We start from the raw sequence: 12,120 nt of genomic DNA on the forward strand, positions 1-12,120 counted from the left end.
CACCCGGCGTTTGCTTTTTCTACCCCGAGGCGCGCGCCTGGAGCTCGCCCACCTGGCTGTGCTCGTAGAAATCGACCAGCGCTTGTCCGCCGCGGCCGAGGCCCGCCTGGGCGTTGATGTAGGGCACCGCGTCTCGGATCGCCTTCATCGTCAGCTCGATGTTCTTCTGCGTCCCGACCACGAGGGCGGTGTGGTGCTCCACCGCCCGCTCGGGCTGCGTCAAATAGCGAAAGAGCTCCTGGATGCGCGGGATCTGGATGCGGCCGCGCGTGCCGAAGGTGTCGATGCCTTCTTCGCTGACCCGGCCGACCCCGCCGTAGAGGAACACGCTGCCTTCGCGCGCGTTGGTGCAAGGTCTCAGAAAGGCGCAGGTGCCCGCCTTGAGCTCGCCGTCGACCGCGCCCCAGGTGTTCTCCGCGCCGATGTCGGCCTGGGTGGCCAGGATCTCCTGGCGGGTGATGCGGGCGCCGGGGCGCATCACGCTCTTGGCCCAGACGCCGCAGTGGAAGAGATCCACCTCCTCGCGCTCGTCATCGTACATGTTGTTCCAGTCGCCCAGCAGCGGCACGAGCCCGGAAGCACACTGCAGCATGTACATCCCCATCCAGCCCGCGATGTCGGTCTCGCACGCGGCGGGGATGAGCTTGTCCGAGAGCATGCTCATGCAGGTGCAGGGCATCACGCCCACCTCTCCGCCGATCTGGTACTTCTGCATCTCCGTCCAGCAGCGCACCGCGATGCCGTCGAGGTCATTCTCTTTCACGAAGCGATCGAAGACGACGCCCATCCGGGCGATCGCCTCCAGCGAGGCCCGCGGAACGTCACCCGCCGCCATGTAGCCGGAGACGGCCTCCAGCTGGGTGGATAGCTCGCGCGGCGAGACCTTGCGCATCTGTCGATCGAGCGCGATGAGCTCCAGACCGACCGTGCTCAGGCCCATGTGCCCCAGGAGCTCGGTGGAGACGTTGGTGACCGTCTGGAACGCGTCGGGCCCCGAGCCCACCAGCCCGAGGCGCACGCCGCGGCCCCGGCGGCGGAACTTCGATGCCAGGACGCAGCTCGCGTAGAAGGCGTGGAGATCGTCCGCGAAGGCCGCAGAGCTCACCGCTTCGCAATGCCTGGACGTGAGGGTGTACGGGTAGCCGATGTGGCGGAGCGCGTTGGCGGCCGAAAAGCGCCCGCACGCCCCGTCCCGCCGGCCCTTCTGTCCCATGCGTCCCAGGCCGCGCACGTCAGGCTCGGTGTGCAGCAGCACCGGCACATCGAGATCGGCCAGCCGCAGAAAGTCTCGAATGCCGTTCTCATCGGAGAAATTGTACATCGAGCAGATGACGCCGATGGCCCCGCCGCCGTCGGGAGAGCGCCGGTACTGCTGGGCGACGCCCGCGGCCGCGCGCGCGTCGGCGTAGGTCTCGACGTTGCCGAGATCGACATAGCGCACGCGCTGGCCGAGCACATGGCCCACGGCCGACTGGGTGGCTTTCGCTCCCTCCTCCGCGAACGCCGTCGGAAAGAAGCCGCGGTTGCCCATGAAGCCCAAGATCACCGGTTCACTCTGTGCCATTGCCTTCTCCTGGAGCAGACGGGCTTGAGCAAGCAGGGCCTTGCCGCTCCAGCCCGCCGGAACGTCAAGGTCGTCGTCGCGTCGGCGCCATCTGGCGGATCTGTAGAAGATCGCTGCCATGGCCCACTCGTGCGCGAGGGACCGCAGCCACCGACCGCGTATTGCGCTTCAATACTATGCCTGTGCGTGCTACCGTCAACAGCTAATCCGAATTAGCTGAACGGAGCGCGCGCTTGAACGATCCCCCCGACCCCGACCCGCCGCACGTGCCCGGCCTGCGTCCGGTCCGCATGAAGGACATCGCCGAACAGCTGGGGCTGTCCCAGACCACGGTGTCTCACGTCCTGACGGGCAAGCATGCGAAGTTTCGCATCAGCGCCGCCACGGTGGAGCGGGTCTGGGCGCTGGCCCAGAAGCTGGGTTACCGGACCAACGCCATGGCCCAGGCGTTCCGGGAGCAAAAATCGTACGCGATCTCGCTCGCCGTCGAGGACCTGGCGAACCCGTTCTGGGCCGGGATAGCCGTCGGCGCCGAGCGCGAGGCCGAACTCCACGGTTACGCGCTCGTGGTGAGCCACCTGGCCGGTAACGCGGGGCGCCAGCGTCGCGCGTTGCAGCTCGTGCACGAGTCGCGGGTGGATGGGCTCATCGTGTCCCCGGTTTCCGGAGGCGATGGCGATCTCATCGCGGCGCAGAAGCAGGGACTTCCCTTCGTGCAGATCGACCGGGCGGTCCCGGACCTCGATGTGGCGTGCGTGCGCACCGATCACGCCGCCGGCTCGGTGCTGGCGCTCCGCCACCTTCTCAGGCACAAGGATCGGTCGCTCGTCTACATCGGCGGTCCGCTCGACATCCCCACCTACCGACATCGTCTGGACGGGTTCCAGGCGGAGCTCACGCGGAGCGGCGCCAAGGCGGCGGCCATCGAGGAGTTGAAGGAGGCCACCCCGGAAGCGGCCGAGACGCGCATGGTCGAGCTTCTCCAGCGGCTGCGTGGACCTCTGGCCGTCTACGCGGCAAACTTCTGGAGCACTGTCGGGACCCTGCGGGCCATCCGCGCCGCCGGCCTCTCCGTGCCCGACGAGATCGACGTCGTCGGATTCGACGACATCCTGATGGCCGATCTCCTGCGCTATCCCGTCGCGACCGTCGATCAGGACGTCGGCGGGATAGGACGCGAAGCGGTGCGGCTGCTCCTTGACATGCTGGCGGGCGCCAAGGTCGCGCGAGAGGTCCTGCTCCCCCCTCGCCTCACCGCGCGAACATCGGACGTGCCGCGCAGCGAGAGGCGAGCTCGCGCGCGGCGAGGCGACCGCTCCTAGCCGCCCACCACATCGATCGGTTTTCTGGCGGGAAGGTTTTGTGGGGGCGAACCGTAGCATCTGCGGAGATTATTAGATTCATGCGCCAGTCCTATTTTTCTCTTGCAAGAGTGTTGTGTGTCGCGTCGGCGGCCCTGGCCGCCTCGGCCTGTGGAGGCGACGAGGGCGCCCATTCCGATCAGGCTCCTGACATCGAGCGGTCCGACACGGGAGCGCTGCTGGAGGACGCCGTCGACTCCACGTCGTCCGGCATGGGCTCGCCGGGTGACGAAGGATCCCCCGGAGGCAGCGCGGGCGCGGCCTGCCAGCTGCCCGACGGTCCGCGATCGTTCGATGAGCTCAAGGGCCCGCCCGGGAGCCTGGCAGCCGATTGCGTTCCCACGTGGACCGAGGAGCAGCTGAGCTCCGGGTTCGCTGCGATCCGCGACAGCCGGCTGCTCGCCATGCCGGAGCAACCCGAGTTTCTGCGGCGGCTCCCCTGGCTCGCGGCCGACAACGGCTGCGAGGAGCGGGCCGAGGCGGCGATCTACTTCTTCCAGCAATGGGGCTATCCGACGCCCTACTTCGCCAGGGTCAAGGCAAAGCCGCGCAAGCAGCTGGTCTTCCAGACAGTCAACGAGCCGTCCGGAAGCGTGACGTGGTCCGGCCACGTCGCGCCCGTGGTCCGGGTCGGTGGGCAGCTCATGATCCTGGACGCCGCCATCGATCCGTCGCGGCCCCTCCCGATCGCGGAGTGGCTCTCTCAATTCAGCGTCGTCGACGACATCGACGTCGCGTTGTGCCGCGACCACGCCCTGGGGGAGGGGTGCTTCGACGCCGTGCCCCTGGAGCCGCCGCCGCCCAACCTGAACCCCTATGGCAGCATGTACAACCGGCTCCTGACCGAATGGCGAGTTCAGGAGATCCTCGGGCGCGATCCGTACCGGGTCCTCGGTGAATGTCCGCCGTGGGGCCCCTGCGCCGAGCCGGAGCCCACGCCCGATCCGGGCCTCCCGCCGACCATCCGGCGCTTTGCGTCGGACCAGTTCGACAGCTTCGTCTGGTATCCCCTCTACATCATCGGGGACAACTTCGTCGAAGGCTGGACGACCGTGCGCATCACCGGAAACGGCATCGACGAGCTCGCGCCCATCGACGCCTGCAACATCCGCAGGATCCTGATCACCCAGGAGTATCCGCCCGGCGACTACCAGGTGACGGTGGCAAACGGAGAGCTCGAGAGTCAGGCGAGCCTTCGTATTCAGTGACCCGGATGGCCCGGCGCGTGCTGCTCGGGCCCAACTGGACGAACCCCTCGAGACCTCCGAGCTCCTCGCCTTCTCGAAGACCGTGAAGGCCGGATCCCTGTCCCGCGCCGCCGCCGAGCTCGGCGTCCCTCGCGCCACCATCAGCCGCCGCCTCGCGCGGCTGGAGGAGCGGCTCGGCGTGCGCTCGCTCAGGTTCGGCAAAAAGCGGCCTCGGCAGCCATGGCAAAGCTCGCCGGATCGGGGGCACGAAGCCGCTCGGGAGCGGAAGGGAGCCGAGCCTGGCGCCGGGCCGGGGCGCTGCGCCGCGGGGGCGTCAGGCGCTCTCGCCGAGGTCCCGCAGGGCGCGCGCGAGGCCGTCGGCGAGCGTGTTGAAATGCCGTACCCGGCCGAGATCGCTGCCGGCGAGCAACCGCGCGACCGCGGGCTGGATGCCGGTGATGAAGCAGCTCGCGCCCACGACATCGATCGCGCGCCGGCTCCCGGTCCTCGGCATGCGATCGAGCGGGCCGGTCACGGGGTGGGCTTGGCTTTGTCCCGCAGGTAGAGAGCCTCCACCTGCGGCCGGGCCCACGGGGTCCGTCGCAGGAACTGCAGGCTCGATTTGATGCTGGGATCGTACCTGAAGCAGCGAATGTTGATCATGCTCGGCCTGGTGCCAGCACCGGAGGGGAGAGATAGGTCGCGCCGACGGTAGCAAGCCGCGTTGACGAGGCGCCCGGATAGGACAGGTGCGGAGATCCGCGGAAACCGAACTGTCTTGGCCTTGGCCGGCACTGTCGGAGATCGCGGCCGAGGTGGCACAGGACAGCTGTTCGCGCCCGATCGAGTGAACGAGCTGAGCCCTTGGGTCGCTGCGTCTCCGACGCCTGCTCTCCGTGTTCACGGAGACCAAGCCCCGGGCCGACCGAACATTCAGTACGAGGACTCACAGGATCCGGAGATCGATTCACGTGGCCGATATCGTGGAGGCTCGGCCAGCGCGAGCGGCGGCGCGTCAGCGCGACAGGTCGAGCTCGACGAGCGGGAGCAGCCGGCTCGAAGATCCGGAACATCCGGCCGTGCTCGACGTCGAAGAGCTCGGCCCGGGATCCGGCCCGCACTATCTCAGGCTGACGAAGGGCGACAAACGTTTGGTGGTCTCTAACTCCCCGCCGTGCCCCGTCATGACGCCGCCGTCGCGCAGTTGTTGGGGGCGCGGCGCCGAGACCGAACCGGCCGGCGGCGTGGACGCGCGGCCCCGGTGCGGCATCCTTGCCCCATCGGTCCCGCGTCAGCGCGCGGCCCCCGTCCTCGGCTTGCTGCTGCGAACTCGTGCGGCAACGGATCTCTTTGACAGCGAAGGCCGCCTCGACAGCGCGCTTGAGATATGCGGCGGAATCGAGGTCTACGAGTTTGGCACCCTCGAGCAGCGAGTAGGAGAGCGCCGCGACCTACGTACCTCGCAGCGACCGCGACCCGTGGTGGTTCTTGCGCCTGACAGCGAAGACCCGATCATTCTGGCCATGTCGGCCTGCGCTGCGCGGTGCTCGAGGTGAAGTTGGGGCTAGGCATCATAGGAATGTGGCGTCCGCAAGGTCGACCCTGCTGGTTCCCGCACCTGCCGATCGTGGCCGCGCAACCGGACAGGTCGGAGAAGCTCCGCCGTCGCCTGGCGAGCGTGGCACCGTGCTCGCGCGCCTCCCGGTGCTTCGCCCCGCTGCGCGGGCGCCTGCGGCGGCCTGGATCCGCGCTGCGCGCGGTGCCTGCACGGCAGCGTGAGCGGCGGCGGAGGGGCGCTCCGCTTTGGGACGCTCTTCAGGAGGTGCGGCGCGGGCGCGCCCTGGTGCCCTTGGCGGTCGGTGCACCGACGGCAGGCGCGGCGCTCGCCAGGGCAGCTTCGGGCCCGCCCGGGCGCTGCATCCGGGCGATCTCCTCGGCCATCAGCGCGATCGCCTGCTCGAAGAAGTCGCAGATGAGCCGCAGCTCGGCGAGCGAGTAGCGCGAGCAGAGCGCCGTCCAGCGCTCGCGGAACCCTGCGAAGAGCGCGCCGAGCTCGGCGTAGCGCTCGGGCACCGGCTCGATCACCAGCTGCCGCCGGTCGCTCGGGTGCTTCACGCGGCGCACGAACCCAGCCGCCTCGAGCCGGTCGAGCACCCCCGTCACCCCTCCCGAGGTCAGCCCCGTGAGCTGCACCAGGTCGCCCGGCGTGACCGGGCCCGCCTCCGCCGCGCGCTGGATGACGTCGAGGTACTTGTGGTCGGTGCCCTTCAGCCCCAGCCGCTCGGCGATCGCCTGGTGAAAGAGCACCGACTGCGTGCTCAGCTCGCGGCCCAGCCGGTCGCCCAGGGTGTCGACCAGCTCGCTCACCGCCTTCGCGCTTGTCCGTTTCGCGGCCATCGCCTCTCGCCTCGACCGCCTGCACTCTACCCGAGCCGCCGCCGGCTTGACAAGCCTGCCTTATTATCTTACTTACTAACATAGTTACCAACAAGGAGATCTTCCATGGATCGTTTGACCGACGAGGCGGCCATCCGGCGCATGTTCAAGGCCCTGAGCGAGGCGTGGGCGCGCGAGGGCGCGAGCGCCGTCGACGCGTTTTACACGCCCGACTCCGACTACGTGACGTTCGACGGCTCGTGGCTGCGCGGCCGCGAGGCGAACCGCCGGGTGCACGAGGAGCTCTTCGCCGGCGTGCTCGCCGGCACCCGCCTGGTCTCCGAGATCGAGAGCGTGCGCTTCCTCAGTCCCAACGCGGCCGTGGTCGTCAGCACCGGCGCGCTGCTGTGGCCCTGGCAGAAGACGGCGCCCGCAAGCCGGCGGTCGCGGCAGATGACGGTGGTGGTGCGGGGCGACGGCGACGACGGGCGCTGGCGGGTGGCGGCGTTTCAGAACACGCGGGTGCGGCCCCTGCCCCCGTCCGACAGCCTGTCCATGCGCCTCTTCGCGGCCGTGCTGCGCGTTCGCCTCGCCTTCTGGCGACGTCGCCACCCCGCGGCCCTCGCGGCCTGAGCGCCCGGAGCGGCCGCTCTCGGCCCCGGCGGCGCTCACCGATCATCGCAATTGGCTCGCGAAGCAGCCGAACCCCGGCGACGCGACCATGTTGAACCGGATCCAACAGGAGGTCGTCGCCGTCGTACCCATGAAAAGGGCGGCCCGACCTCGGGGAGCTACAAGGCACCGTGCGACTTCTGCGGTCCGCCCCTGAACAACATGGGATTGTCGAACCAGGTCATGACGCCGCAGGCCACCGCGCAGGCCATGCCCAACATCGCCCAGGCGTTCACACCGTCGTTTCCGAAGCGACCGACGCGTATCAGGCCTACTTCGCCCTTTGACGACGCGGCGACGGAGGGCGACGCGTTGGCCACACCCGAGCCGCCCTCGGCGGCGACACAGGCGGAGGCTATGGGAATAGCTACTGTTTCCAGCGACCGCTCGTCATCGGCCGTTTTTTCTGGCGGGACGATTCCGTGGGCACGAACCGTCGCGATCCGTCGCATCCCCGGGGATTTCCGGAGGGCGTGACGACGGATCGCACCCGTTCGGAGGGCGTGGACCCAACCCGGGCCCAGCGGCCAAGCCCCGGGCTTGGGGAGCTCGCCGTGAGCGATCCGTCGCGTCGGGCTGCGGTGGTCGCCTCGCTCGCCAGCACCCTATGCCGCGCCGTCGCCCTCGGGGATGACGTGGCGGCCCGGGTCGTTCACGAGGCGATCGGACGGCTGCTCGGGCTGCCGGTGGCGCCGCGCGCCGAGGCGCGTGCGGCGCGGTCTCGCTCCTGTGCCGCCTCGCGGCCAGCGTCCCGCCGCCGCGCTTTCACACCGTCAAGTACGCTGGCGTGCTCGCCTAGGCAAGTCGCCCACGTTGGCGCGCAAGCGCATCGGACCGCGCCCTGCGAAGCCACAAGAGCCTACGAAGGCGGACGATGACGCCGCTCCGAAACGCAAGCGTGGCGGCTATCGAGCGGTCGACAAACCGCGCCGAGATCTTGCGCCGCACATTTGCGATCGATGTCCTCGAGTGCCCAGCTTGCAAGGGGCGGATGAAGCTCGTCGCCATGGTGACCGAGCCAAGGAACATCGCCCGCTTCCTCTCCGCGCTCGGCGAGCCGACCGACGTCCCAGCTCGCTCTCCCAGCGCCGACGCGGCGGCCGCCGTACTGGAAGAGCACCGTTCTGCGCAAGGCGCCCGGTGACGCCGCATAGCGTCTCGCGACGCGCCTCCCGGGCCAGACCAACGCCCGGACGGACACATGGGCCCACGGCACGTCGATGCGCCCCGTAGCGCGCTCGGCGCCGCCCGGACCACGCTCTTTCGGCCCAGGACCGAGCCATCACGACGCTCGCGGTCCCACCCTTTCGGCTTGCTGCGCTGCACTGCTTCGCGCTGCGATCCGGCTTCTTTTACCTACGCGCTCCGCGAAATCGGCGAGGACCTGCTCCGGCGGCGTGGCGTAGCTGCCGAGGAACGTCGCGATGCAGTCCTGCGTGGGGTCGGCATACCAGCCGAGGACGTCGTACGTGACGCCGGCGATGGCGTCGGGGAGGCCCTGATCCTCGTCGTGGAGCCCGAAGACGCCGCGGCAGTTCGGGTAGAACGCCGCGAACGTCGCCTTTACGTGATCGAGCGTCGGCACCCGCTCAGAGGCTGCGTCCCTTGAGGAAGCGCCGCCTCTCCCAAAGACGCAGGCTCCCGGAGACACCTGCCAACCCGGAAGCCTCAGCCATGCGGCCTGCTACTGTCGGCGCGACCTTGCTCGCCCGTCCGCTGCTGGCGTCAGGCGAGGCGGCCGAATCCGCTCGGAAGGATTGAGCTACCCTCCACGAAGCCGCATCGAGCCGTAGGTATGGACGCTGGCATGACTGTTGCTCCTGTGGGACCACAGAACGCGATACAGGTCGCAAGGAGCGTCATCATGGGATCCGACAAGAATACCCCGGGAACTGTTTTGCTTTCGAACGACGATCTCTACTACTTGCTGTATCGAGCCGCGCAAGAGTCGAGTAGTTTGGACGGGTTCAACAACAACGTCACGAGTCTCCTCGACCAGAAACTGGGGTCAGGCGCCTACATTCTCACCCTCGCCGTCAGCCAGGGGGGGCAAAACGGAGTGCTCTACAAGAAAAACCCCAGGCTCGATAGCAGCGCCTCCTGGTCGGGAGATACCGGGAGTCTGCCAGGGTCCGTGAGCAATTACGGCGTCTATTGCTTCGTGGCGTGGGGCAGCGCTCCCGGATGAAGGCGCCCTTCTCGCCTGCGCGGCGACGATACAGCCGAAGCGCCTCCCGCGACGGCGCCAGAGCCATCTCCTGAGGCGGATGCGCTCCCGGCGAACGGGACCCCGCCCTCCGGCCGAGCCTGTCGTTCACCGTGTCCGAGGTGAGATGCACCGTTACGGCACCACGCCGCTCCCCTCGTCCGACGGCTGAATCCGCTTGGAAGGGTCTTCTCAGAAAAAGCCGCGCCGAACCGTAGAAGGGCGGCAGGCATCGTTGTTGCTTTGCTAGACGACAGAACGCGACGCGCGTCGCAAGGAGAGTCATCATGAATACTCCGATGAAAGCCCAAGCCTCCATCACGGAAGCGGTCAAGACCAGGACGCTCGAGCAAGTCGTCGCAGCGGGGAGATCCGGTGCGTTTGCGGGAGATGATCTCTACTGGATCTTGTATCGAGCAGCGACAGAGGCATCGGACACGAATGCGTTCTACTTCGGGATCATCAATCTGCTCGACCAGGCTCTGGGACAAAACGCCTACATTTTCGCCTGGACAATCAGCAAGAACGGATACAGTGGCTTTATCGATAATACTAATCCCCGGCTCCCCAATGGCATCCAGTGGGGTGGAGACGCCGGGGTCCTGCCAGGAGTCGCGAGCGCTTACGCCGTCTCTGTCTTCGTGTTCTGGGGCGGCTGAAGCGCGCAGATGCATCGCCGGGCCCCCGCCGCGGGGGGCTCGGATCTCGACTGTACATGATACACCTCTGGCACAGCGGTGATACAGTAAACAGGACCACAATTGGCGCTGGGACGCGACCATCCCTACCGAGATGGGGCTCGGTTTCGTGGGATGCGCTACACGAGGCCTCCGCCGGTTTAGCGCAGGGGCTTGGCATGCCTCCTGCGAAGAGCTCACCAAGACGCGGATCATCCGACACGCGCACGACGAGATTACAATGAACCGAAACAGACTCATGCATGGTTGGCATATTTCAGGACACGTATTGGTGGGTGCGGGGGCGTTCTTCGCGATGTCGTGTAAAGGAGCCGAGACGCAGCGCCCGGCGGCATCGACCTCCGCGGCGGTCCAGGCGCCGCGCCCGGAGAGGAAAGACTCCTGCGAGACCCAGCCCTCGTACATCAACGTCGCGGCCTGCGCGCCGCCCACGGATGTCGCTGCAGGCGCGGACCTCAACCAGGCTGCCACCTTCGCCTGGCAGGAGTTCATCTCGCTCAACTGGCCCGCGGTGAAGCAAACCTTCACGTCAGGTACGCGCGGACAGCTCGATGCCAATGCCCGGCTCGACGCCATCAACGACAAGAATGGCACCACGCCCACGTGGATGACCTACCGCCACAAAATCGAGGTCTTCCCGGGTGGGGGCAACAAGGACGGCGTGAAGCCGTACAACTACGACGATAAGCCGCAATACATCTACGATTCGACGAAGGTGGGGGGGGATGGCACGATTCCCTTGTGCGACGGCGGGGACCCCCAGAACCTCAAGGACACCGAGGGCGCGCTCTTCCTCAACGCGGACGAGGCCACCCAGATCGGGCAGAACTCCATGTTCGCGGGCGTCGTCGAGGCGGCGAAGGTCGACCCGAACGACCCCGCGGCGTCCCAGATCGTGTTCATGGTGAAGGCCAATCCCATTTACGTCAAGTACGTGCAGCAAACCGGCTGGTTCACGGGCATTCCAAGTGATATCGAGACGAAGACCAAGCAGTACGTGCAGGACAACAAGAAAGACCCCGAGGCGGGGAGCACGGACCTGGTCAGCCTCCCCCTCAATACCATTCTCACCAAGTCGGCTTGGCGCCGCGCGGTCCCGGGGGACGAGCAGACCCACCTGGTCAGGCCCTTGCGCCGGTACAAGCTGAACGGGTCGAACTACTGCTACGCGGTCAACTATTACACGCTGGTCGCGCTCCACATCATCCAGAAGACCAATTCGGCGCCGCAGTTCATCTATGCCTCCTTCGAGGCCGCCGACAACATCCTCACCCAGGACGGGCAACGGGCCGAGGACGACAGCGGCCGCATCACGAGCCAGGGCCAGCCTGCCCGTTACCCCGCGATCACCTCCGTTCCCGCCACCGGCTGGAACAAGGCGTCGCGCCAGAAAATCACGGCGGCCTCCGACGTCTGCACGCCCGGCTCGAGCCTCTACTACGAGAACAACCCCAAAAATAAGAACATCCCCCAGGCCAAGGTGTGCGTCCGCGCGCGGCTGTCCCCGATCCCCCAGACCATCATCCGAGCGAACGACGCGGCGCACCAAGCCTTGGACAGCTACGCCGAACAGAATGGCTCCCCCAAGAGCGTCCTCAGGTACTACAAGCTCGTGAACGTCCAGCATGTCCCCGCCACGAAGGAGGCCATGGCGGAGTACACAGGTGGCGGTGGTGTCGAGCCCGCGACCTACTACATGGCCAACATGGTCCTCGAGACCAGCCAGGTCTTGCAGCATTTCTCCGGCGGCTTCGCGGGCAACCCGGATCCGAACAGCTCGAATGACCCGGCCGACGGCACCATCACCGACTATGCGTACGGCGGCGACACGCCTCAGGTGGGGCCGAACCTCTCCGTCAACGGCACGAACTACCTCATGGGCGGCTGCATGGGTTGCCACGGCCAGGCCCAGAAGGAAGGTGGCGGGTTCAGCTTCGCGCTCGACGGGATCGCCAAGGGCTTCAGCGCCAAGCCCGAGTACCCTCGCGGACCGGGTAATCAAAACGGATTCGACGACTTCGCCGCCCGCTGGCAAAGGCGACGCTGATCACCGAGG

The 12,120-nt window shown here is 67.4% G+C and carries 13 protein-coding genes and 2 pseudogenes; 9 read left to right on the forward strand and 6 right to left on the reverse strand.

What is annotated here, in order from left to right; genetic code table 11:
* Positions 1-19: 19 nt before the first annotated feature.
* Positions 20-1,564: an L-fucose/L-arabinose isomerase family protein gene (locus tag WME95_RS45820; RefSeq protein WP_437905504.1), complete on the reverse strand. Its 1,545-nt coding sequence runs from the start codon at positions 1,562-1,564 to the stop codon at positions 20-22.
* Between the two features lie 233 nt (positions 1,565-1,797).
* Between WME95_RS45820 and WME95_RS45825 the strand changes: the two genes are divergently transcribed.
* From WME95_RS45825 to WME95_RS45835, 3 genes and pseudogenes are all read left to right on the forward strand, one after another.
* The gene (locus WME95_RS45825) at positions 1,798-2,886 is read left to right on the forward strand and encodes a LacI family DNA-binding transcriptional regulator (RefSeq protein ID WP_437905505.1); all 1,089 of its coding nucleotides are present in this window, start codon (positions 1,798-1,800) and stop codon (positions 2,884-2,886) included.
* Positions 2,887-2,966: 80 nt separating this feature from the next.
* Entirely contained in the window at positions 2,967-4,133 is a 1,167-nt protein-coding gene (locus tag WME95_RS45830; protein ID WP_437905506.1) for a protein-glutamine glutaminase family protein, read from the forward strand.
* Between the two features lie 34 nt (positions 4,134-4,167).
* Positions 4,168-4,323 (forward strand): annotated as a pseudogene (locus WME95_RS45835) (helix-turn-helix domain-containing protein); the annotation flags it as partial.
* 123 nt (positions 4,324-4,446) lie between these two features.
* On the opposite strand, the gene WME95_RS45840 reads toward WME95_RS45835, so the two are convergent.
* Together WME95_RS45840 and WME95_RS45845 are read right to left on the reverse strand one after the other, a co-directional pair.
* A complete protein-coding gene (locus WME95_RS45840) occupies positions 4,447-4,647 on the reverse strand; it encodes a hypothetical protein (RefSeq protein WP_437905507.1) in 201 nt (66 codons plus the stop codon).
* Positions 4,644-4,772: pseudogene (locus WME95_RS45845) on the reverse strand (VF530 family DNA-binding protein); the annotation flags it as partial. The gene WME95_RS45840 and the pseudogene WME95_RS45845, both read right to left, overlap by 4 nt.
* A 419-nt stretch (positions 4,773-5,191) precedes the next feature.
* On the opposite strand from WME95_RS45845, the gene WME95_RS45850 reads away from it, so the two are divergent.
* A complete protein-coding gene (locus WME95_RS45850) occupies positions 5,192-5,668 on the forward strand; it encodes a hypothetical protein (protein ID WP_437905508.1) in 477 nt (158 codons plus the stop codon).
* Positions 5,669-5,927: 259 nt separating this feature from the next.
* On the opposite strand, the gene WME95_RS45855 is transcribed toward WME95_RS45850, so the two are convergent.
* The gene (locus tag WME95_RS45855; RefSeq protein WP_437905509.1) at positions 5,928-6,509 is read right to left on the reverse strand and encodes a MarR family winged helix-turn-helix transcriptional regulator; all 582 of its coding nucleotides are present in this window, start codon (positions 6,507-6,509) and stop codon (positions 5,928-5,930) included.
* Between the two features lie 105 nt (positions 6,510-6,614).
* On the opposite strand from WME95_RS45855, the gene WME95_RS45860 reads away from it, so the two are divergent.
* Positions 6,615-7,121, forward strand: coding sequence for an SgcJ/EcaC family oxidoreductase (locus WME95_RS45860; RefSeq protein ID WP_437905510.1), 507 nt, complete (start codon positions 6,615-6,617; stop codon positions 7,119-7,121).
* A gap of 158 nt (positions 7,122-7,279) precedes the next feature.
* Here WME95_RS45860 and WME95_RS45865 read toward each other — a convergent pair whose 3' ends face one another.
* Complete coding sequence (locus WME95_RS45865; protein WP_437905511.1) at positions 7,280-7,612, reverse strand: hypothetical protein; 333 nt, start codon at positions 7,610-7,612, stop codon at positions 7,280-7,282.
* A gap of 539 nt (positions 7,613-8,151) precedes the next feature.
* Here WME95_RS45865 and WME95_RS45870 point away from each other — a divergent pair.
* A complete protein-coding gene (locus WME95_RS45870) occupies positions 8,152-8,304 on the forward strand; it encodes a hypothetical protein (RefSeq protein WP_437905512.1) in 153 nt (50 codons plus the stop codon).
* Between the two features lie 138 nt (positions 8,305-8,442).
* On the opposite strand, the gene WME95_RS45875 is transcribed toward WME95_RS45870, so the two are convergent.
* A complete protein-coding gene (locus WME95_RS45875; RefSeq protein ID WP_437905513.1) occupies positions 8,443-8,745 on the reverse strand; it encodes a hypothetical protein in 303 nt (100 codons plus the stop codon).
* A gap of 279 nt (positions 8,746-9,024) precedes the next feature.
* Here WME95_RS45875 and WME95_RS45880 point away from each other — a divergent pair, with 279 nt between their 5' ends.
* The 3 genes from WME95_RS45880 (at position 9,025) to WME95_RS45890 (ending at position 12,111) form a co-directional block, all read left to right on the forward strand.
* A complete protein-coding gene (locus WME95_RS45880) occupies positions 9,025-9,348 on the forward strand; it encodes a hypothetical protein (RefSeq protein ID WP_272103036.1) in 324 nt (107 codons plus the stop codon).
* Between the two features lie 305 nt (positions 9,349-9,653).
* Positions 9,654-10,025 carry a hypothetical protein gene (locus WME95_RS45885; protein ID WP_437905514.1) on the forward strand — a complete coding sequence of 124 codons (372 nt, stop codon included), beginning with the start codon at positions 9,654-9,656 and terminating at the stop codon, positions 10,023-10,025.
* 259 nt (positions 10,026-10,284) lie between these two features.
* Complete coding sequence (locus tag WME95_RS45890; RefSeq protein WP_437905515.1) at positions 10,285-12,111, forward strand: hypothetical protein; 1,827 nt, start codon at positions 10,285-10,287, stop codon at positions 12,109-12,111.
* Positions 12,112-12,120: the final 9 nt, after the last annotated feature.

This window comes from Sorangium sp. So ce327, from assembly GCF_051530205.1.
GTDB classification, from domain to species: Bacteria; Myxococcota_A; Polyangia; order Polyangiales; family Polyangiaceae; genus Sorangium; species Sorangium cellulosum_B.

What these genes read in the sequence shown, in the direction of transcription:
- WME95_RS45820 (WP_437905504.1), bottom strand. Translation starts at nt 1,564, where the DNA reads ATGGCACAGAGTGAACCGGTGATCTTGGGCTTCATGGGCAACCGCGGC.
- WME95_RS45830 (WP_437905506.1), top strand. Translation starts at nt 2,967, where the DNA reads ATGCGCCAGTCCTATTTTTCTCTTGCAAGAGTGTTGTGTGTCGCGTCG.
- WME95_RS45855 (WP_437905509.1), bottom strand. Translation starts at nt 6,509, where the DNA reads ATGGCCGCGAAACGGACAAGCGCGAAGGCGGTGAGCGAGCTGGTCGAC.
- WME95_RS45860 (WP_437905510.1), top strand. Translation starts at nt 6,615, where the DNA reads ATGGATCGTTTGACCGACGAGGCGGCCATCCGGCGCATGTTCAAGGCC.
- WME95_RS45865 (WP_437905511.1), bottom strand. Translation starts at nt 7,612, where the DNA reads ATGCGACGGATCGCGACGGTTCGTGCCCACGGAATCGTCCCGCCAGAA.
- WME95_RS45870 (WP_437905512.1), top strand. Translation starts at nt 8,152, where the DNA reads ATGAAGCTCGTCGCCATGGTGACCGAGCCAAGGAACATCGCCCGCTTC.
- WME95_RS45880 (WP_272103036.1), top strand. Translation starts at nt 9,025, where the DNA reads ATGGGATCCGACAAGAATACCCCGGGAACTGTTTTGCTTTCGAACGAC.
- WME95_RS45885 (WP_437905514.1), top strand. Translation starts at nt 9,654, where the DNA reads ATGAATACTCCGATGAAAGCCCAAGCCTCCATCACGGAAGCGGTCAAG.
- WME95_RS45890 (WP_437905515.1), top strand. Translation starts at nt 10,285, where the DNA reads ATGAACCGAAACAGACTCATGCATGGTTGGCATATTTCAGGACACGTA.